At 39.6% G+C, this 20,173-nt stretch carries 19 protein-coding genes and 2 pseudogenes; 8 read left to right on the top strand and 13 right to left on the bottom strand.

The window, feature by feature from the left end; genetic code table 11:
• Positions 1-73: 73 nt before the first annotated feature.
• A pseudogene (locus EFB00_RS08605) lies at positions 74-1,477 on the bottom strand (MFS transporter); the annotation flags it as partial.
• Between the two features lie 54 nt (positions 1,478-1,531).
• On the opposite strand from EFB00_RS08605, the gene EFB00_RS08600 reads away from it, so the two are divergent.
• From EFB00_RS08600 to EFB00_RS08590, 3 genes are read left to right on the top strand one after another with little or no spacing between them, the layout of a single operon-like run.
• Positions 1,532-1,951, top strand: a complete 420-nt coding sequence (locus EFB00_RS08600; RefSeq protein ID WP_122646418.1) for a MarR family winged helix-turn-helix transcriptional regulator — start codon at positions 1,532-1,534, stop codon at positions 1,949-1,951.
• 20 nt (positions 1,952-1,971) lie between these two features.
• Positions 1,972-2,541, top strand: coding sequence for a hypothetical protein (locus EFB00_RS08595; RefSeq protein WP_206423469.1), 570 nt, complete (start codon positions 1,972-1,974; stop codon positions 2,539-2,541).
• Positions 2,542-2,560: 19 nt separating this feature from the next.
• A complete protein-coding gene (locus EFB00_RS08590; RefSeq protein WP_122646416.1) occupies positions 2,561-2,770 on the top strand; it encodes a hypothetical protein in 210 nt (69 codons plus the stop codon).
• 223 nt (positions 2,771-2,993) lie between these two features.
• Here the strand turns inward: EFB00_RS08590 and truA are convergent, their stop codons facing one another.
• The 6 genes from truA to EFB00_RS08560 all read right to left on the bottom strand — a co-directional run bounded on the left by truA (position 2,994) and on the right by EFB00_RS08560 (position 8,353).
• Positions 2,994-3,734 (bottom strand): tRNA pseudouridine(38-40) synthase TruA, encoded by a 741-nt coding sequence (truA, locus tag EFB00_RS08585; RefSeq protein WP_122646415.1) that lies wholly within the window; start codon positions 3,732-3,734, stop codon positions 2,994-2,996.
• Positions 3,735-4,011: 277 nt separating this feature from the next.
• Complete coding sequence (locus EFB00_RS08580; protein WP_122646414.1) at positions 4,012-4,521, bottom strand: DinB family protein; 510 nt, start codon at positions 4,519-4,521, stop codon at positions 4,012-4,014.
• A 287-nt stretch (positions 4,522-4,808) separates the two neighbouring features.
• The gene (locus EFB00_RS08575; protein WP_122646413.1) at positions 4,809-6,035 is read right to left on the bottom strand and encodes an NAD(P)H-dependent oxidoreductase; all 1,227 of its coding nucleotides are present in this window, start codon (positions 6,033-6,035) and stop codon (positions 4,809-4,811) included.
• A gap of 16 nt (positions 6,036-6,051) precedes the next feature.
• Positions 6,052-6,660 carry an NADPH-dependent FMN reductase gene (locus EFB00_RS08570; RefSeq protein WP_122646412.1) on the bottom strand — a complete coding sequence of 203 codons (609 nt, stop codon included), beginning with the start codon at positions 6,658-6,660 and terminating at the stop codon, positions 6,052-6,054.
• Between the two features lie 61 nt (positions 6,661-6,721).
• A complete protein-coding gene (locus EFB00_RS08565; RefSeq protein ID WP_241153422.1) occupies positions 6,722-7,648 on the bottom strand; it encodes an FAD:protein FMN transferase in 927 nt (308 codons plus the stop codon).
• A 339-nt stretch (positions 7,649-7,987) separates the two neighbouring features.
• Positions 7,988-8,353, bottom strand: a complete 366-nt coding sequence (locus EFB00_RS08560; protein ID WP_241153452.1) for a pyridoxamine 5'-phosphate oxidase family protein — start codon at positions 8,351-8,353, stop codon at positions 7,988-7,990.
• Between the two features lie 245 nt (positions 8,354-8,598).
• Here EFB00_RS08560 and EFB00_RS08555 point away from each other — a divergent pair.
• Positions 8,599-9,215: pseudogene (locus EFB00_RS08555) on the top strand (isochorismatase family protein).
• A 136-nt stretch (positions 9,216-9,351) separates the two neighbouring features.
• Here EFB00_RS08555 and EFB00_RS08550 read toward each other — a convergent pair.
• From EFB00_RS08550 to EFB00_RS08530, 5 genes are all read right to left on the bottom strand, one after another.
• A complete protein-coding gene (locus tag EFB00_RS08550) occupies positions 9,352-10,056 on the bottom strand; it encodes a DUF4767 domain-containing protein (RefSeq protein ID WP_122646410.1) in 705 nt (234 codons plus the stop codon).
• Between the two features lie 436 nt (positions 10,057-10,492).
• Positions 10,493-11,155, bottom strand: coding sequence for a M15 family metallopeptidase (locus EFB00_RS08545; RefSeq protein WP_122646409.1), 663 nt, complete (start codon positions 11,153-11,155; stop codon positions 10,493-10,495).
• A gap of 102 nt (positions 11,156-11,257) precedes the next feature.
• A complete protein-coding gene (locus EFB00_RS08540; RefSeq protein WP_241153421.1) occupies positions 11,258-12,370 on the bottom strand; it encodes a sensor histidine kinase in 1,113 nt (370 codons plus the stop codon).
• A complete protein-coding gene (gene vanR, locus EFB00_RS08535) occupies positions 12,363-13,067 on the bottom strand; it encodes a VanR-ABDEGLN family response regulator transcription factor (RefSeq protein ID WP_122646408.1) in 705 nt (234 codons plus the stop codon). Before vanR ends, EFB00_RS08540 begins: the two co-directional genes overlap by 8 nt.
• A gap of 309 nt (positions 13,068-13,376) precedes the next feature.
• On the bottom strand, positions 13,377-13,991 hold the full coding sequence (locus tag EFB00_RS08530; RefSeq protein WP_122646407.1) for a GNAT family N-acetyltransferase: 615 nt from the start codon (positions 13,989-13,991) through the stop codon (positions 13,377-13,379).
• Between the two features lie 143 nt (positions 13,992-14,134).
• On the opposite strand from EFB00_RS08530, the gene EFB00_RS08525 reads away from it, so the two are divergent.
• Positions 14,135-14,695 (top strand): TetR/AcrR family transcriptional regulator, encoded by a 561-nt coding sequence (locus EFB00_RS08525; RefSeq protein ID WP_002364878.1) that lies wholly within the window; start codon positions 14,135-14,137, stop codon positions 14,693-14,695.
• A 75-nt stretch (positions 14,696-14,770) separates the two neighbouring features.
• Here the strand turns inward: EFB00_RS08525 and EFB00_RS08520 are convergent, their stop codons facing one another.
• Positions 14,771-15,970 (bottom strand): MFS transporter, encoded by a 1,200-nt coding sequence (locus tag EFB00_RS08520; protein ID WP_122646406.1) that lies wholly within the window; start codon positions 15,968-15,970, stop codon positions 14,771-14,773.
• Positions 15,971-16,206: 236 nt separating this feature from the next.
• Between EFB00_RS08520 and EFB00_RS08515 the strand changes: the two genes are divergently transcribed.
• The 3 genes from EFB00_RS08515 to EFB00_RS08505 all read left to right on the top strand — a co-directional run bounded on the left by EFB00_RS08515 (position 16,207) and on the right by EFB00_RS08505 (position 20,150).
• Positions 16,207-17,190 (top strand): LacI family DNA-binding transcriptional regulator, encoded by a 984-nt coding sequence (locus tag EFB00_RS08515; protein ID WP_122646405.1) that lies wholly within the window; start codon positions 16,207-16,209, stop codon positions 17,188-17,190.
• A gap of 121 nt (positions 17,191-17,311) precedes the next feature.
• The gene (locus EFB00_RS08510; RefSeq protein ID WP_122646404.1) at positions 17,312-18,745 is read left to right on the top strand and encodes a sucrose-specific PTS transporter subunit IIBC; all 1,434 of its coding nucleotides are present in this window, start codon (positions 17,312-17,314) and stop codon (positions 18,743-18,745) included.
• Positions 18,738-20,150 carry a glycoside hydrolase family 32 protein gene (locus tag EFB00_RS08505; protein ID WP_122646403.1) on the top strand — a complete coding sequence of 471 codons (1,413 nt, stop codon included), beginning with the start codon at positions 18,738-18,740 and terminating at the stop codon, positions 20,148-20,150. Before EFB00_RS08510 ends, EFB00_RS08505 begins: the two co-directional genes overlap by 8 nt.
• Positions 20,151-20,173: the final 23 nt, after the last annotated feature.

The raw sequence follows: 20,173 nt of genomic DNA, 5'->3' as shown, positions 1-20,173 counted from the left end.
CAGTGTATTTATCAAAAATTGCCGGTCTTTTTATTAAGTATACCATCAACCATCTTCCCAATAATTAAAGTCATCAAATTTTTCTACTGGATCTCGATAAAAGATCCGAATTGTTGACTATAAAAAATAAAAGCCCAACGATCACGCTGATTGTAAAAAATACTGCATGATAACCGACAATTGTTTTTTGAGATAGGGTATAAAAATTCTGATTGATCATTCCTAAAAAAGTGATCATAAAGCTTTGCCCTAACGTCCGACATAAAGTGATAAAACCGGAAACAGTACTAAGATTTTCTTTGGAGGCAAAAGATTGCGCCGTGATGACACTGATCGTCACTCCGATCCCGATACTAACTCCCAAAATACTTGAGAGAATCAGCAATACAATGTAAGACGTTTCTTTTGGAAGGAGACCTAATCCGATAAAACTCATCACCAAAACTGCTAAAATAAATTGCAAAAGTCGTTTTTGTCCCAGCTGAGTTGCTAAACTTCCTGAATAGTAAGAACCGCCAATAAAAAAGATCGAGGATGGCAGCAGGATCAGACCAGCTGCAGTCGGCGACATCGCCAGCTCTGTTTGGACCCAAATAGGCACATACACTTGGAACCCGATCAATGCACCGTTGATCAGCAGCACACAAAGGATCAGAAGTCGAAATGTTCCGTCTGCTAATGGTTTGATGGGTAAAATCGCAGAAGCTGCCCCCTGTTCTTTTCGATAAAAAACAATTAAGTCACTGATTCCCAACAAAATAACTGCTGCTCCCAACAAGATAGAAGTATCCGTCAGCTGGATCCCCGCCAATAAAACAAATAGACCTGTCGCAAAATGGATATGCTGACGAAACTCATTGGAATCGACGGCTTTTTTTGCAGTTTCCTCATGATAAAAAAACTGGACGATAGCTAAAACCACAACAGCAAATGGAACATTGATAAAAAAGATCCAATGCCAGCTAAGTACAGATAACAATAAGCCACCTAACAGCGGTGCTGCTAATGAAGCGATCCCCCAAGCGGAATTGTTCAGCCCCATTACTTTTCCCCGAGTTTCCAAATCAAACAGCTCGCCGATCAACGCAAAAGTCATCGGCATGATCCCGCCGGCGCCGACCCCTTGTATGATACGAGATAGGATCAGCATGACACTTGAAGTCGATAGACCGCACAGCACCGTACCTATCAAAAACAGCAGCAGACCCCATTGAAACACGCGTTTTTTTCCATATTGATCTGCGATCCGACCAAAAATCGGTGTCGCGATGGCACTAGAAAATAAATAGACTGAAAAAATCAACGAGACGGCTTCCCCGCTGTTTAAACTGTCTGCGATAGAACGGACAGCAGTGACCACGATCGTTGATTCGATGGCCGTCATAAACGTAGCAAGATAAATCGCCGCGATCATCCAATACTTGTTCGTTGCCTTCATTTTCATTCCTCCAACAAAACTTTTTATTTGACGCGTTTCATTATATCGGTTATTATTTGCTTGCGCAAGTAAATAAAATTCGGAGGTGAACTGATGGAACCATCAGTAACTGAAATTGATTTATTAAAAAAAATCCCGCTGGTCAGCCGGCATTATGTCAAATTGATCGATCGTGCCTTAGCACCTTACCAATTAAGCTCTAGCTTGTACTATTACATCGTCAAACTCCATGAATTTGGTGATCTGCCCCAAGAACGGATCGTCCAATTAACTGGGATCAACGCCAGCAACGTCACGCGAGCTGTCCAAAAACTGATCGACCTTCATTATTTGACAAAAAAAGAAAATCCTGAAGATCGGCGAGGCCACCTGCTTTCACTAACTGAAGAAGGTGAAAAAATGTATCCCATCATCGCGAACTGTTTAGCCGATGTCCACAAAGAATTTCTCGCTCCGTTGTCTCAAGAAGAACAAGAGATTTTTATCAAAAGTATCCAAAAACTAGGACACTAAAACAAGAAAGAAGAATGACCATGAACAAGGAAGCATTTATCAAAGGAATCATTACAATTCCAGAAGATTACCGGTTAACCGAAGAAACCACTGAAGTCAGAAACCAACAGCCAGTGACGATTTTGCGATATCAAAAAGATGGTGCGTTCATTTATAACGGTCCGCGAATTATTGCCGTCTTTCAGCAAGACACATTAGTCAGCCTAAAGAATTTAACTGAAGTTCCTGAAGGCAAGCTTCTTGCGCCTGATCGCGCAAAAGAAATCGCGAAAAAAATCTTTTCCCAAACTAACCGCAGTTATGCTCGTCAATTATCATTCATCCGTATCGAAAGACAACAACGAGAATTTGTGGATGATACTGGACGGACCCAGCAATTTCCTGTACTTTGGATCAAGTTTGGTCATTCGAACGGCAGTTACAACTGGGTAACTTTAGGTCCAAATGGTAAACTCATCGAAATGGAGATCGACTCTCGTTGGGACTATTTCCACGGCCGCCGCAAAACTGAAATGTGGGACAACGATGATTGGGTACTGGCTCGTGAAGGCAAAGGTCCTCAACTAGCCAGTCCCAACGCCTTGGCTTAGTTCAGAAAGGAGCTTTAAAATGGACGAGATCAATTACGAACGCGACTTGGAAACACTGGGTCAATTAAGAGACCGCCTGCAGCGTCTGGAAGATAATGATTATATGACCGCCTATTATAAAGGCTACAGTACAAGCGGCGCGACTCTTGAAGAAATCAAAGAAGAGATCCAATCACTGCAAGATCAGATCGCTCAATTAGAAGAATCACTAGAGGATTTTGAGTGGTGACGGACATCTAAACTGCCTAAAAATTTTTACCCCACCAGTGATTTTTCCTATTAAAAAGAGACTTATTGTATAACAGTTTCGACAGCCAATAAAAATCAGCTGCCAAAACCTGCTGCAAAAGTCTCTTTTTTTATACGTGTATGTCACTTTTTCTTCTGCTTGATTCAATAATCATTGCTACACTATGCCCGTTTTCACCAGACTATTTTTACTCTATTTTTACTCAATGGTAGTATACTTCATCAAGAAACAATCCTTGGGCAGGTACCGTTTCTCCCGCGGCTTTTCGAACTTTTTTCTCAAACAATTCGTCAATAGTTTCCAAAGGCAGTTTTCCTGATCCAATATCCAACAGGGTTCCCATGATGATCCTCACCATTTTGTATAAGAAACCGTCGCCTACAAATGTAAAATGAAGCATACTTCCTTCTTGCTGGATAGAAAGCTCCTTGAGCGTACGGACAGTTGATTTTTTGCTTTTTTTCAAAGCGGAAAAACCGATAAAATCATGTGTTCCCATCAGTTTTTCGCAAGCTGTCTGCATTTTTTCCATGTCCAGCTCTTGTGGATAATGGAAGCTGTAATTTCGATACAATGCAGTCGGAATCGGATCATTCCAAATGTAATAGCTGTATTTTTTTCCTGTCGCATTATAGCGGGCGTGAAACCTTTCCCCCGCTTCCTCTACTTTTTTGATGACGATGTCTCGGGGAAGATGATGATTCATAAAATCCAGCATCCGTGCTGTTTCCATCGTATTAGTTGTTTTGAAATTAGCAACTTGACCTCTTGCGTGAGTCCCGCCGTCTGTGCGACCAGAACCGATGATCTCGATTTGTTCGCCAGTCATTTGCATTAAAACACTCTCGATTTTCCCTTGGATCGTTTTCTCAGAATCCCCTAGCCGTTGCCAGCCTAGATATCTTTTGCCATCGTATTCGATAGTCAATTTGATGTTTCTCATGGTTTTGCTCCCTTTTTGAGTTTTTGCTTTCACACTAGTTCACGTATTTTTGCTAGTCCTACTATCACACTGAATGATAGCTGGAAAATCCTTTTACTACAAGACTTTTCCATTCTTTTACAAAAACTGTTGCCTTCAAAATTACTGATAAAATTTTTTTAATGATTTCCTCAAGCCAAAGCAACTTTCAATCTAACAAATGCATCTAAAAAAACAGAGGCATCTTAGCAACACCTCTGCTTTATTTTAAGAGTCCTATCAATCATCTGTTGGTTAGTTATTTTCCAATAACCAGTCTTCTTGTATAAACCGCTTGACCTGAATGCATCACCGCATCATCGATCACAGAAACGATCCGGACATGGCGGGTAACAGGCGGTGTCCAATTTTCATCGATCACTTCATCAAGACTTTCTTCGTCCATGTTTTCTAAATACTCAATCGTAAAATCTACACTGGCAGACAAATAATCCGACAACAATTGTTTGTCTTTCACGACGACTTTTGCAGCTTCTTCCGGTGTATGATGCCATTCTTCCGTATCATCTGGCAGGTCTAAATCAAATTTTTCACTCCATCCAGCAGTTAACCACAAAGATTCTGTTCCTTTAAGATCGGAAATCTGCATGTCAAGCTCGCGCGCAGTATGCCAGAACAACCAAGTAACAGATTTGATCAACGGCGCCGGCATGGTATTCGCTTCTTCCGCAGTCATCTGCTCCAATGTCTCTTCCAATCGTTCCTGCGCTCGTTTTAACGTATCGATCGATAGTTGCGTGATTTTCATTGTGATTCTGGTCCTCCCTTGTATTTAACTTCCTAACAATTGTCTCTCTATCAATTACTCTACTATAGTGGCCACCTAACAGCAAACGTCACGAATTATCTCTAAGCTCCTTGATAGAAACAGGCTGTTTGATTATTGCTTTTTAGTCAAAATATTTTCTCACCCTATCAGCAAGATAACAGTACGACACCGTAAGAAAAAGATATCTGAACGAACTGCATCACGCTTAAAACACGCTGCATATCTCGTTCAGATATCTTAGTTTGCACTTATCTCACAGTCATTTACTATCCTTTGACAGAGGCGCTGGAAACTGCATCGACAGGAGCTTCTTGTTTGGAAGTAGCGCCAGAGACCACATCGACTTTTTCTTGTTTCGAAGTCGCACCGGAGACCGCGTCAACATCACCCACTAATTTTTGACCGGTTTGGTTCAAGTACCATTCAACGATCGGTTTGAAATCTAAAATGTATTCATTGATCCCTACATAGTTTCCTTCTTCATCATGCATCGCTTGGTAATTATGAACGATGTATTTTTCAGGCATATGTTTTGGTACATGTACCCGAACGACATCCTGTGCACCAGAGCGCAGCTGAGAAATCACCCAGCTGACATTTTTGTAGGATTTTTCCGGATGGCATTTTGCCAATGGGTTGCCGGGTTGTCCAGGAACACGAGGCGCCAGCATTTCTTCTGCTGGTTTGGTTTTATTGTAGTACAGAAATTGATTGTTGCTGTCTGCATAAGTCAATTCCATCGGCATAGATTTCAAGAAGTAATTCAACTGATCTACCGTCAAGATCCCGCGATCCAGTTTGACATAGGCTTTACCTTCGACAGCATGGACAGCTTCCGCGGCTTGCTCTACCCAATCATCGGCAGTCATATCGACACCTTCGATAGTAGTGTCGATCGTACCAGTAGCATACAAATCCTCTGGAGCGGCTTGTGGTTTTGGTCCTTCCAGTACACTGACGACTTTGACAAATTGGACGAATTTCGCAAGAGTACTTCCTAAAAACTGTACAGTACTAGGATCTTTCAAGTTGTTTTCTTCATCGAAGGCTTCTTTGACCTTGCCCAATAAAAATTCATTTCCAGGAAAAACTAAGGCATTGACTCCTGGCGCATCAAGGATTTGTCGCAAGTGCAGCTGCGCACGGGAAGAACCTTGGTCATAATAAGATGCCCCTACGATCATCACCGGTTTGTTTTCCAAAGGATGGATCTTGAAAGAAAGCCATTCCAGCACACTTTTCAATGCGGCGGGGATCGTATGGTTGTGTTCCGGTGTTGCAATGATCACACCGTCTGCTCCTTTGATTTTCGTGTTCAAACGCTGGATCTTTTGCGTATTTGTTTGATCATCGCTTTGGTTGAACAAAGGGATATCCTTGATCTCTAAAATTTCTAAATCAAACAGCGGTTTAAATTGTTTTTTGATATATTGCAGCAGATATCGATTATAAGAAACTTCTGCGGCGGAACCAACGATACCAACGAATTTCATAACTATTACTCTCCTTTTAAATTTCTTCCCAATTGAAGTTTTCTGCTTCTTTTTTGTGGCTGGCGTGATTATGATTCAACTGTGCTGTGATCGCCACAAATGTCAAAAAGTCTTCAACTAATTCTTCCAATTTTTTGGTTTGCTCTGGATCCAGCAGGTTGTCTTCTTCGTCAAACGCCTGCAGGGAATGACTTAACAAAAATTCCGAGCTGGGCATGATTCGTGCTTTTAATTCCGGCGCATCCAAAATTTGCCGTAAATGAGCCTGAGCTCGTGATGAACCTAATGTGCCATAGGAAGCCCCAGTGATCATCACTGGCTTGTCGACAAACGGAAAAGTCCCGTAAGAAAGCCAATTCAACGCGTTGATCAAAGAAGCCGGCACGGCATGATCGTATTCAGGGGTACTGATGATCACTCCGTCAGCCGCTTCGATTTTTTCCGCGATCGTGGTAACAATCTCTGGCAGTTGTTTGTCTGCCGGCTTATTAAATAAAGGAATATCCTTGATCTCTACTAAATCAATGCGGACTTTATCTGAAAAATGTTTTTGCATGAAACGTAATAATGTGCGATTGGTGGATTGTTCTGAATTGGTTCCAACTAGTCCAATAAATGTTTTCATCTTTTTTCTCCCTTTCTTTTTTGGTTCAAAGGCATGCACTAATAAACAGAGCAAGTGCCGTTTACCCTAAATCAATGAGTTGTTGAGAAACTGCAGGTGTCGCAAATACTTCCCCCGAGGTAGTAATGATGATACCTTCGATGCCTTCTGTTGACAGTTCAGAAAGAATCGTCTCAACATTTTTGCCGAATAAACGAGTTGTCCAGATCTCACCATCTACAGAATGTTGTGAGAGAATCGTCAAACTTGCTATTTCTGACTCCATAGGATAACCCGTCTGAGGATCTAAAATGTGATGGTAGACTTGATCTTCTTTTTTTAGAGAGCGTTCGTAAATACCTGAGGTGACAACTGATTGGTTTTGTACTTTGACAGCAAGCAGCGGCTGATTCCGTTTACGGAAAGGATCCTGAATACCAATTCGCCACTGATGATCTTCATGCGGTGAAGGTCCGAAAACAACAACATTTCCGCCTAGATTCAATAAAGCAGTGCGTACCCCCTGTTGTTGGAAAAACAACAGGAGTTTATCAGCGATATACCCTTTGGCCAAAGCCCCTAGGTCGATCAGCATCCCCGGTTCTTCTAAATAAACAGAATGCGAGGTGTCATCTAAGCGGATTCGCTGCGGGTCTGTCTGTTTCAATAAATGACAAATTTCTTGCGGTGATGGGACGCGAGCATCTGAAAAACCGATCCGCCAATTTTGCACCAAAGGACCAATAGCAATATTCAACCGACTGTTAGGTGCACAGCTGTGTTTTTTCCCTAATTTGATCAATTGATATAAATCTGGATGAACAGAAACTGCTCGTTTTCCCGCTTGATGATTGACCTTCATCAATTCAGAATTGGTATCGTTTGCACTAAAACGTTGCTCATAGACCTTCAGTAAATCGACAGCCTCTGACAGGACTTGGTTTGGTGATTCCTTATCAATTGCCAGTTCAATGGTCGTTCCCATTAGGTGGATTGTTTGTGTATTCATTTCTCCACTTCTTTCAATCTCGATAGTGCCAAGTTAGATAACAGTTTCAAGCATAACGGATTGTTCATATTCCTCATCAAATTCGGAAGCAGTCTTATCATGAGCGTTAAATCTAACACAATCATTCACGAAGTATCTGCATGAAACAGATACACAAGAAAAAGCAACCGATATCATGCGCTATTTATCTGAAACAGTTCGTCTATAATCATTGTGTTGTAATTCACATTTTACACTCTGATCATACGCTCAGATATATATCCTGTCAATAAAATATATAAAAAAATATATAAAAAATGTGCGACTTTCATCAATCGAAAGCCGCACATCCAATGAAGATCAAATCTTTTGTTGGATATCTGTTATCGTCACAACGAGTACACGGGTCAAAAAAGGAAATTCTTGTTTCATCTGATCTACTTTTTCTCCTTCAGTCAAAAACGTCGCCGTTCCTTTTACGTGGAAACCAGTTCCTGGACCTTTCAACCCTTCAACTTCACGGCTTCCCATAGTTAATAGGACTTGATCATTTTGCGCTATATCTTGCTCGACACTGTGCATACCAGCAGCTGGGATCAACAGTTGTTCACCGTCCATCCGAACATAGCTGTTCCAAGTATTGACTACATGATAATCTCCGCCATTGGCAGAAATGATGGTCACAACCCCTTCATGAGCCAATACTTCTTTTAATTTTTCCTTCAACATACTATCTCCTCCTATATAAATAATGCATAATTAGAAATAGCACATATTGTATCGAAAGTAAAATCTTTCGTTTTTATTCCATAGCAAGCTTTTTGTCTTATACCTTTAAAAAGAAGGGGCTCTTTTAAGTAATAGATTTTTTATACCCTCTCTCAAGTCAAAAAAATTTTATAAATAGTACTTTTTGTATATAATTTCAACAAACCGCTAGATGAAACGGTTTCAAAAAAGGAGTGAGTGCTATGACAAGTTTTGCAAAAAGAACGGAAGATGATCTACTGTCTCCAGAAAACAGTGTATTGACGGTTATTGACTATCAGCCGACACAAATCAATTCTATCAATTCTATGAACCATTCCGAATTGATCCGCAATGCCGAGATCGTGATCAGGCTCGCTAATCTTTACCAAGTCCCCATCGTGTTATCCACTGTCAATGTAAAAAAAGGCTGGGATGCTGATACGATTCCTGTGTTAAAAAAGCAGTTGGTCCAGATGTACCTTCTTATGATCGAACCTCTATCAACGCGTGGGAAGATGCAGAATATCAGGAGGCGCTAAAAGCCACTGGACGCAAAAAGATTATCATGATGGCTCTTTGGACAGAAGCCTGTTTGACATTTCCAACATTAGATGCGCTAAAAGAGGGATATGAAGTATACCCTGTTGTTGATGCAGTCGGCGGCACTTCGCCTCTAGCTCACGAGACTGCTTTGAAACGTGTCCAACAAGCCGGTGCACAACTGATCACAATCCCTCAACTAGGCTGTGAATGGCAACGAGACTGGGCTCGCTCTGAAACAGTCCCTGGTTTTGACAAATTAATGACTGCTTTTGGTGCATTTTCTAATTTGCGATGATTATACAACTAAAGCCTATGAACGCTGCTTCAACGATTCATAGGCTTTAGTTTTTTCTAATGATCGATCCATCAAATCAAAAATAGGATGAAACAGAGTTCCGCTGTTTTTCTATATCTGCTAGATTTTAATTAAATTATCCATTTACGATACGGTTGAAACCAGCTTTTAATTCGCTGTTGGCAGTTTCATTAAAATAAATATAGTTGTTTGCATTTCCTTGGTTTTGTTGCGTGATCAATACTTTAGGTTGACCTTGTTGAAAACCAAAAAGATAAACATGTTTTTTCAAGTATGGCTCAGTCTCCGCGTCTGAATAAACTGCTACGATTTCAAAATCAGCTTGTCCTGTACCATCTTTCGACCATTCCATAGATACAGGCATCTCGCCGATTGCAGCCGTCCATTCCCCATTCAAAATGGCCTGCGGTAGTGGAAGACCATATAAATCGACGCTTGTTTGATTGCTATAGCTTTTATATTGTTGATCCATTTCTTTTCCCCAAGAAGCCATGAATTCTGCTAATTGCGCAGATTTATTGGCGTCCCACAATGTTTGTACATATTCACTGCTCTCTGAAGAAGTTTCCGTTGTCACTTGACTGCTTTCTGTCGTTTCTGAGCGTACTGATGAAGCAGCCGCATCATTTGTATCATTCGTTGTGACAGTTGTTGTCTCCACTGTGCTTGATGTGTTGGTACTTGATACAGCTGTGCTGGAATTGCTGGTATTTGTCGTACTTGAATTTGCTGCTTTTGCATCGTCATGGGTAGAGCCATTTGCCGTAGCACACCCTGTTAACAACAGTAATAATCCTGCTGATAGTAATACTTTCTTCACAAAAATTCCTCCTCGATCTTTTCACACGTGCTTATTCTACCAAATAATCAATCAATTTCTGTTATATTTTCAGCTATTTTTAGTATTTTCCAATCAAGCTGTAGAGAAACTAAAAAACAAATTGATTTTCGGATAAAAAACAGCGTCTTTCTTGAATTTTTACTAACAGCAAGAACTGCAAAGTGCCTGAAATTCATTATAATTGAATAAGTTTAAAAAAGCCGTGTCTATAATAGACATGGCTCTATCGTCATCACTATTCAACTGATTTGTATCGTCTCATTTATCAATGCTATTTACTTTTATCACTTTACGAAAACATCTGCATCAGCAACTTTCCTTCATCATAGATGTTCATTAGTGATTCAGGACGGCCTGTTTAAGGTGATTCTTAAAAACCTGATTGTAACTTTAAAGCAACGACAGATACGCCAAACTATGCTCCTTCTCCTAGATACTCCTCTAGTGCGATATCTGCTTCAAATATTTTTTCCGCCGCTTTTTTCCCTACATATCGATAATGCCAAGGTTCATAATCCACACCGGTAATAGCCACTTTATCTGATGGATAACGCAAAATGAAGCCATAACGATACGCATTGTCAGCTAACCAGCGATAAACAGCTTTATCCGTTGAAGCATTTGGTTTTGCATTGATATCTACCGCCAACCCCAATTCATGTTCACTGGTACCAGGAAGAGCCACCCATTTTTTCGCTTCTTTTTTTGCATCTTCATAAGAATATCCTTGTCCTTGGAATGTGGCGATTTTTTCTTCCATGATGGCTTGTTGGGTTTCAGTCGTCCGATAGCTTGAACCGATCTCTGGGTAAATCCCTTGAGAACGCGCGGCATCAAACATTTCTTGCAGTTCTGGATAAATACGTTTATCAACAGCTTGGCCATTTGGCAGTTCTTGCAACTCGACCTCATAGTTATCAGGAATCGAATGATTTTTATTTACTAAGATCAGATTCCACTCCGTTTGCTCTTGAGCATTTGCCTGAACATCTGTTTTAGATCCTTTCATCAATCCATTCATTCCAAAGATCATTGCGACAGCCATCAATCCCAATACTAGTGTATGTTTTATCTTCATTTCCCTTGTCCTCCAAAAAAATAACTTTGCTTACATTGGTGAGTGTACCAAAGGAAGCAAAGTCAATTTTCTTTTATTCGACAAGAATTTCTTACAAATTTCCTACAAAAGCGGCAATGTCACAGTAAAGGTTGTTTTTTCGTCCACACTTTCAGCCGTCAAACTTCCATTGTGCAGCTCTACGATCTGTTTTGCAATCGCCAGCCCAAGACCGGCACCGCCTCTATTTGTTTGACGAGACGTATCCAAGCGGAAAAACTGTTCAAAAATACGCATCAGTTTTTCTGGTGGAATCGTTGGCCCTTGATTGATAAATGAAATACTGATTTTCTTTTCTTCTGTATCAGTTTTTGCCACTAGCTGGATTTTTGAGCCTTCGTAGCTATAATTCACTGCATTTTGAAGCAGGTTATCAAAAACCCGCTGCATTTTATCAATATCAAAACGTGTTTCGATATTTTCCTCAAGATGATTTTCAAGGGTTAATTGTTTCGTCTTCAATACAGGCAAAAATTCAAATCCCAACTGTTCCAGCATCATTGTTAAATGAACTTTTGATGGTTCCAGCTCAATATTGGAAAGATTGAATCGTGCGATCTCAAAAAATTCATTGATCAGCTCTTCTAATCGTTCCGCTTTGTCTAAAGAAATCGTCATATACTTTTCTCGTAATGTTTTTGAAATTTCCTGTTCATCTCGAAGCAGCGTCAGATAACCGATAACAGAAGTCAATGGTGTTTTCAAATCATGAGCTAGATAAACGATCAAATCATTTTTACGCTGTTCCGCTTCTTTTGCCTGCTGTTGACTCCACTCGATCTCTTGGCGAAGCTGATTTAATTCCGCTTCGAATTCGTGCAGATCTGAAGAAAGTACTACCGGCTGTTCTGTCATTTTGTATAACTTGCGGGAAGCGTCTAATACTTCATCAAGCTGACTGATGCTTCTTAGCCACGTCCGAAATAAAATGATGAACACACCTATCAAAATACCTACAACCGCCAGCAGAGGATAGACGCTTTCTATTTTTTTAGCCAATTGATACAATGGATCTGACCAATGCCAAGCCCGCAAACCAAATAAAAAGGAACTTACAAAAAAAATAAAAACACAAGAGAGTAAATAAATGGCTACAAATACGCTCAAATTCATTGCCAGCCGTTTGATCAATTGAGCTTTAAGCATTGAACTGCGATTTTCTTTTGATTTATTCAACTTTATATCCCACTCCCCAGACCGTCTTGATAAACTTAGGTTTCCGTGCAGGTTCTTTGAGTTTTTCCCTCAAACGTCCGATATGGGCCATCACTGTATTGTTGCTGTTTTGCAGATACTTTTCGCCCCAGACTGCTTCAAAAAGATTTTCAGCAGATACTACTTCTCCACGACGTTCCGCTAAATACCAAAGGATCGAAAATTCAAGCGGCGTCAGCGACAGCTCTTTTCCATATAAAGTCGTTGTATGGAGTGTCTTGTTAATGATCAGCCCATTGATATCTATTGATTCTTCATGCTTGGTCCCATTACTTTCTGATTGAGAATTATACTTTATAAAACGGCGAAGCTGGGTTTTGATCCGCGCCACCACTTCAAGAGGACTGAATGGTTTGGTGATATAGTCATCTGCCCCTAAAGTCAATCCTGTGATCTTATCGACATCCTCAATTTTAGCTGTCAGCATAATGACAGGAAAAAAATACTGTTCGCGAATCTTTTGAACGATTTGAAACCCATCGATATCTGGCAGCATCACATCCAGTACCGCTAAATCGAAGTCTTCTTCTTTTAGACAATCCAATGCCGGTTGTCCTAAATAAAATTTTTTCACCTCATAACCATCATTGGTCAAATACACTTCAAGCAGATCGGCGATTTCCTGCTCATCATCAACCAATAAAATCTTGCCGCCCATTGTAGTTCCCCCTCTATAAATACTCGAACACAGTATACCATATGCTAATCGATAGCTTATCATTTCCTTAGCTCACTAATCACTAAGATACCTGTCTTTTAACAAAACTTTTCTACATTTTCTCTATAAATTTCTTACATTTTTCTTACATTGTCTGTTTGACTGTAACACGAAAAAAAGAAGCGTCAGAACGCTTCTTAGATTACGACTTTGTACAAACTATGATTTGGCTATACGCTGAAGCTAATATTCGCTTCGCCACTGTCTTTTGTGACTTATCGCAAGTATCGTCATTTTTATAGTAAAACATTACTGAATGACCTTACTATATAACATACAGCGAAGATCTACTTCTTTATTAAGGATCTTCATGACGATATCTTTTTCTTTTTTCCGTTCGAAACCGCGTCGTTCATAAAATTGATACGTACAGCCGCTATCCGTGAACAGAAACACTTCTTTTCCTTGCTCTCGGCGTTCAAATTCTTTTAATAATTTACTACCGATTCCTTTGATCTTTAAATCAGGATTGGCAGCTAAAAAGACAATTTCTCCGTCTGGGGAATGTTTTTTTAAATAGTCTGAAAGCAATTCATCATTGGTGGCGTCATACCCGCCTTTGCTGTCTTTCACAAATACATTTTGTAAGAAATCAAATAGTTTAACATATAACTTTTGACCAAATGAATGATGCTTTTTTGTTTTTCCTTTGATGTCCGCTAATAAAACTCCTGCCAGCTCATCATCCGCATATAAAGCAATGATTTGTGTCGCGCGATTCAATTCCAGATACCAAAAGTATCTTCCATAAAGATTCAAAAGGAGTTTGCTCTTGGTATACCAATCAAAGTGCATACCTTTAATCGCGAATTGAATGGCTTTTTTGTAGTCTTTCTTTTCTAGTTGCTTAAAGGCTAATTCCATCACTTATTCTCCTATTCTTTAAATATTGATATGCTATACTTATATTATAATAGACAAAGTGTCGGTTATCTATGTTCAGATAGCGATGAAATTGTCGGATAACCGACACAATTCCTTAATTATGTTGATTAGGAGGCTGCAAAATGAAAAAAGAAGATCGCCGCGTTAAAAAAACAGAAAAAGCGTTAGCAGAAGCATTATCAAAATTACTAGTAGATAAAAAAATTCAAAACATCACTATCCGTGAACTGACCGAAACTGCTGATCTTCACCGTTCGACATTTTATACACATTATACGGATATCTATGATCTTTATGAAAAGCTAGAAAATAGTTTTTTCCAAGACTTGGATGAAATCATTTCCTACGACACGACACATAGCTACGAGGATCTATACGCTCATTTGATCGACTATGTCTATACGAATACGTTCGTATACAAGTTATTCGTTATCAACCACGGAGATATCCAGTTTCAAAAGAGATTAAATAATCTGATCGAAGAAAATTATTTAAAAATCTGGCTACAAGAAGACAAAAAAACCGTGATCACAGAAGAAATGCGTTACTTCACCATTTACCATATCCAAGGGTGCCTCTCCGTTTTAAATCATTGGGTAGAAAGCAATTTTGCATACTCTAAGAAAAAAATGCTGACCTTCTTGCGCTTATTGAACGACAACATCGAACCCATCATGCCTTAAAGACAAACGAAAAAGGAAGCGTCGGGACGCTTCCTTTAAACAAAGATCCAATAAAATGATCTTGCGTATTTCCAATTATTTAGTAATGACTCCGTTACCCTCAGTTAACTTCGGTATTTTTCGAATGCCCAAAATAGTTAATAAAGCACCTAGCACCGCAAAACCAGTACCGAAAATCAGCATCTCCCATACACCGAAATGCTGCAGCAGACTGCCGCCCAAGACATTTCCTATCACCCCACCAAGAGTTGTGGCGATGATGATCATCGTTTGTCCAAACACACGGTCGTCATCCGCCAGAAATTGATTGAACAAATAAGCCGAAGCTGGAATAAACAAAGCAAAACTGAAGGCTTGCAGGAGATGCGTCATTTCCATCATCAAGATCGAACCGGCCAGCAGCATCATGAATCCTCTGACAGCAAATGAAATACTGGCAATAGACAGCCAAAATTTGCTGGATTTCTTTTCGACAAGCTGTTCAAAAAAGATCATTCCCGGTAATTCGCATAAAGCGGCGATCATCAATGCGATGCCGACTTCTTTACTGCCACCGTGGATGTTTTCAAAGATCTGCGCCAAAAAGCTGTTGATCATGGTGTGGAAAGTAAAAAGAAAACTGAAACCTAAAAACAACAAAATCAGAAAAGGATATTTTTTTCTCAAAGAAACTGAGCGATCCTGTTCTTTTGTCATAGGAAAAACTTCTTGATTTTTTACATCCGGCAGCAGATGCAAAATAACGAAAAACACTACTGCTTCAACTATAACCAAGATCGGCAAAATCGCGGCAGAATAAATCGCTAACAACTGTCCCAGTAAAAAAGAAGTCACAGCATAAGAAAATGAACCGCCAGCTCTTGAAAATCCAAAGTTGATTTTGTAACCGGTATTTGAATACTCAAACGCCAGCGCATTGAGAAATGATTGCATAGAAACTACTAAAATCCCACCCAAGATATAAGTAATGATCGGCAAATTCGGAAGCAATACCCCAGCTAAGAGAATCACTCCTACCCCTGCTGTCATCGTCTTCAACACGGTGATCAGTGGAATCTTTCTTTTCTTGATGATCACTTGACTGATAAAAGGCTGAAGCACCGTTGAAACAATATTGACCAATGCTAAGATCCCTCCGATTTTAGCTGGATCAATCTTGAAATAAATCAAAAACAATGTCGCAAACCCATAGACCGAACAAAACATCATCCAATAGAGAAATTGCAAACTTGTGTAATAAAAACGAATCATTTTCCCGCTTGTTTGATCGCGCATACATCTCCCACCTTATTGGTTTTTCTTTAGCAATTTACTATAGCATACTTGTAGGGGTTTTACTATTTTTGAAGGTGGTTTAGTAGACAGGTACTCTGAGAATGACAATTACTATGGATTTTTTTCAATGAAAAATCGTTTATTGTTAAAGCAAATAAATTTTTAAATTTTGTCCCCTAAATTATTTTCTGTTACACTAGATAAAATAAGAAATAGATTACATTTAGGAGAAAAAGATGATCACTATCAAACAAATCGCAAATGAAGCGGGCGTTTCTAAAAGTACAGTCTCCCGCTACTTAAATAATGGATATGTCAGCCAAGCTTCTGCTGAAAAAATCCAAAAGATAATTGATAAATACAATTTTTCACCAAATGAGTTCGCCCGCAATCTCAAAGCTGAAAAAAGTAAATTCATTGGTGTCATTATTCCTCGATTGGATTCACTGTCTGTAATGGCTATGTTAGAAGGAATCGATCAACGTGCACGAGAAGCCGGCTATCAAATCTTGATTTCAAACACTAACCTTGAAAAAGAATCAGAGATAGAAAGTCTCAATAATCTAGTGCAAAACAAAGTTGCCGGGATCATCTTGATCGCTACAGAAATCAGTCAAGAGCATATTGATACTGTCCAAAAGATCCCTGTTCCGGTCATTTTTGTGGGACAGTCAAATGAAGCCGTTTATTCTGTCAACCATGATAATTATTTAGCCGGTAAAAACCTTGCCGCAGCAGTTTTACCAAGCCGTCCTAAAAATGTTATATATATCGGTGTTTCGGAAAAAGATGTTTCAGTAGGAATAGAACGTAAAAACGGTGTTCTAGATACACTTGGTGAAGCTGGTGTCCCGGTAAAAACGATCTATTCATCTTTTCGTTCAGAAGACACCTATCTTCTTGGTCTTGAGTTGTTGAAAAAATCATCTGAAACTCTTTATATCGCTGCTACTGATAATATGGCTCTCGGTTTGATCAAAGCAGCTCATGAATTGAATATCTCTGTCGGTGAAATGATCTCTATCACTGGTTTTGGCGGATACGGCTTTGGTGAATACTTGTTTCCAAGTCTGACGACTGTAGATTTTCATTATAAAGAAGTAGGAGAAACCGCAGCTGACAGACTTTATCAAAAAATACAAGGACAAGAAATCCCCCAACAAACGATAGTTGAAACTTCCGTATTAATAAGAAATAGCCTTATTAAAAAAAATGATTGACAAGAAATCCGCTTACATGATACGCTGAATTTATAACATGAGACCGTTCCCACATATCCTTTAATCAGTGTGGGTCTTTTTTAAAAGGTATGTGGGAACGGTCTCGCAAAGGAGGATAAAAATGAACAACCGGGAAATTGCGAAAGAAGTGATTCAAGCTGTAGGCGGTAAAGAAAACATTCAAAAAGTTGCCCATTGTGCTACGCGTTTAAGAATCATGGTCAATGATGAACAAAGGATAGATAAAACGAAAGTCGAGTCTATCGAAAAAGTCAAAGGAACTTTCTTCAATTCTGGCCAATACCAGATTATCTTCGGTACTGGAACAGTCAATAAGATTTACGCGGAAGTGATTGATCTTGGAATAGCTGAAAGCTCTAAAGATAACATGAAAGCTGAAGCAAACCAAACAGGTAATTCATTTATGCGTATGCTAAGAACATTTGGTGATGTATTTGTTCCGATCATCCCCGTTTTAGTCGCTACTGGACTTTTTATGGGCTTACGAGGACTTTTGACACAGCCGGAAATTTTAGCGGCCTTTGGAACGACACCAGAAGCGATCGATCCTAATTTCTTATTGTACACACAGGTATTGACGGATACAGCATTTGCCTTTTTACCCGCTTTAGTTTGTTGGTCAACTTTTAAAGTGTTCGGAGGAAGTCCGATTATCGGAATCGTTTTAGGATTGATGTTGGTAAACCCTGCTCTTCCTAACGCTTACGCTGTCTCATCTGGAGATGCTGTACCGCTGATGTTCTTTGGCTTTATCCCAATCGTTGGGTATCAAGGAACAGTTCTGCCTGCATTTATCGCAGGGATTCTGGGAGCTAAGTTAGAAAAAAGACTGCGTAGAGTGATCCCTGACACATTTGATTTATTACTTACACCGTTTTTGACATTATTAGTAATGAGTATTCTGTCTCTGCTTGCTATCGGACCGATTTTCCATTCATTGGAAACTGTTGTTCTAACTGCTACAGAGGTCATCTTAGATCTGCCATTCGGCTTAGCGGGACTGATCATAGGATTCTTGAATCAGTTGATCGTCGTTACAGGCGTTCATCATATCTTCAACTTTTTGGAAGTTCAGCTGTTAGCTAATTTAGGAAACAATCCATTTAACGCCATCATTACTTGCGCGATTGCGGCTCAAGGTGGAGCAACACTTGCGGTAGGTATAAAAACAGATTCAAAAAAATTAAAAGCTTTAGCTTTTCCATCTGCTTTATCTGCCTTTCTTGGTATTACCGAACCAGCTATTTTCGGAGTAAATCTGCGCTATGTTCGTCCATTTATTATGGGGTTGATCGGCGGTGGTATCGGCGGTTTTGCCGCTAGCTTGCTGCAACTTGCAGGTACAGGAATGTCTGTGACAGTGATTCCTGGAACCTTGCTTTATCTAAATGGTCAATTACTTCCATACCTGTTTGTAAACCTTTTGTCTATCGGCTCCGGCTTTGTATTGACATACCTTTTTGGGATCACAAAAGAAATGATTACTGCGGATAAAGAAATTCCGGCAGAAAGAAAGATTTTGGACGTTGCTTAAGCTTCAAACAATAGAAAATCCCTACACACTGTCTTTTCATGTTATGCCCTCGCACGGTTTATTAAATGATCCCAATGGATTGTGCGAATTCAAAGGGACGTTCCATTTGTTTCATCAATGGAATCAAACAGGTTTAGTCCACAAAAATAAATCATGGGGACATCTTACATCGTTAGACTTGATTCATTGGAAAAGACAGGCACCAGCATTAGAACCTTCTGAATGGTATGACAAAGATGGAATCTACTCTGGTTCTGCAATAGAAAAAGAAGAGACACTATACCTTTTTTATACCGGAAATGTGATTAATGATGATGGAACAAGAGCTAGTTACCAATGTTTGGCTATCTCAAAAGATGGTTTTCATTTCGAAAAAATCGGTCCCGTTTTAAAGCATCCTGAAGGTTATACTCGTCATGTCCGTGATCCAAAGGTCTGGTTTGATGAAAAAACGCAACGCTATCTGATGGTCTTAGGTGCTCAAAAACTTGATCATACAGGTGATTGCCTCTTGTATCAGTCAAAAGATTTGTATACATGGGATGCGTTGGGAAGTATTTTTTCAGATAAAGACTTTTCTCAACTCTCGCAACGAGGCTATATGTGGGAATGTCCTGACTTGATAGAGTTGGACGAACAAGAGCTTTTGATCGTCTCTCCCCAAGGCTTTGAAGCAGAAGGATTTCGTTTTCACAACTTGTATCAAACAGGATATTTTAAAGTTCAAAAAGATAATGAAAAATATCGGCTGGTCGATCCAGAGTTTATTGAAATGGATTGGGGTTTCGAATTTTATGCACCCCAAACATTTGAAACCAGCGACGGCCGCAAGATTCTTTTTGGCTGGATCGGACCCATGACTGAAGAATCAGAAAAAAAATTACCTACAAATGAATTCGGCTGGATGCACAGCTTGACGATCCCAAGAAATCTATCATTCAAAAAAAATCGTTTGATCCAACAGCCGTTAGCAGAGTTAAAGAAATTGAGACAAACAAAAGAAACCTTCTCACTGAAAAAAAGCTGGCAGCTTGAAACAGCTGATTTGGCTTATGAAGTGCTTTTAGACTTTCCAGAAGGTGCCACCGATTTTGAGTTTACAATAAAGAAAGAGACAAAAATCTTTTATGAAAAAGCTACTCGACTCCTTTCCTTATCAAGAAAAAATTGGGTAACAGGATGTTTGGAATACCGTCATGTAAAGCTGTTAACGGATCTTTCCTATCTACAGTTGTTCATTGATGGATCAAGTCTGGAAATCTTTGTAAACAATGGGACTGAAGTGGCAACAAGCCGTTTCTTTGAACAAGGTCCTTTGCAACTCAGCTACCAAGGAGAAAATACAGGGTTGAGTACTTGCTACTCATTAGGGAATAAAAAAACGATAGAGGAATTGATTTTTTAACGCCAAATAGCATAAAATCAGTG

Source organism: Enterococcus mediterraneensis (genome assembly GCF_900604485.1).
Lineage (GTDB): Bacteria > Bacillota > Bacilli > Lactobacillales > Enterococcaceae > Enterococcus_C > Enterococcus_C mediterraneensis.
This window is presented reverse-complemented; position numbering and strand designations above follow the sequence as displayed.

Excerpts from the sequence above, each read along its gene's own strand:
- EFB00_RS08600 (WP_122646418.1), top strand. The coding sequence starts at position 1,532 with ATGGAACCATCAGTAACTGAAATTGATTTATTAAAAAAAATCCCGCTG.
- EFB00_RS08595 (WP_206423469.1), top strand. The coding sequence starts at position 1,972 with ATGAACAAGGAAGCATTTATCAAAGGAATCATTACAATTCCAGAAGAT.
- EFB00_RS08590 (WP_122646416.1), top strand. The coding sequence starts at position 2,561 with ATGGACGAGATCAATTACGAACGCGACTTGGAAACACTGGGTCAATTA.
- truA (WP_122646415.1), bottom strand. The coding sequence starts at position 3,734 with ATGAGAAACATCAAATTGACTATCGAATACGATGGCAAAAGATATCTA.
- EFB00_RS08580 (WP_122646414.1), bottom strand. The coding sequence starts at position 4,521 with ATGAAAATCACGCAACTATCGATCGATACGTTAAAACGAGCGCAGGAA.
- EFB00_RS08575 (WP_122646413.1), bottom strand. The coding sequence starts at position 6,035 with ATGAAATTCGTTGGTATCGTTGGTTCCGCCGCAGAAGTTTCTTATAAT.
- EFB00_RS08570 (WP_122646412.1), bottom strand. The coding sequence starts at position 6,660 with ATGAAAACATTTATTGGACTAGTTGGAACCAATTCAGAACAATCCACC.
- EFB00_RS08565 (WP_241153422.1), bottom strand. The coding sequence starts at position 7,648 with ATGAATACACAAACAATCCACCTAATGGGAACGACCATTGAACTGGCA.
- EFB00_RS08545 (WP_122646409.1), bottom strand. The coding sequence starts at position 11,155 with ATGAAGATAAAACATACACTAGTATTGGGATTGATGGCTGTCGCAATG.
- vanR (WP_122646408.1), bottom strand. The coding sequence starts at position 13,067 with ATGGGCGGCAAGATTTTATTGGTTGATGATGAGCAGGAAATCGCCGAT.
- EFB00_RS08530 (WP_122646407.1), bottom strand. The coding sequence starts at position 13,991 with ATGGAATTAGCCTTTAAGCAACTAGAAAAGAAAGACTACAAAAAAGCC.
- EFB00_RS08525 (WP_002364878.1), top strand. The coding sequence starts at position 14,135 with ATGAAAAAAGAAGATCGCCGCGTTAAAAAAACAGAAAAAGCGTTAGCA.
- EFB00_RS08520 (WP_122646406.1), bottom strand. The coding sequence starts at position 15,970 with ATGCGCGATCAAACAAGCGGGAAAATGATTCGTTTTTATTACACAAGT.
- EFB00_RS08515 (WP_122646405.1), top strand. The coding sequence starts at position 16,207 with ATGATCACTATCAAACAAATCGCAAATGAAGCGGGCGTTTCTAAAAGT.
- EFB00_RS08510 (WP_122646404.1), top strand. The coding sequence starts at position 17,312 with ATGAACAACCGGGAAATTGCGAAAGAAGTGATTCAAGCTGTAGGCGGT.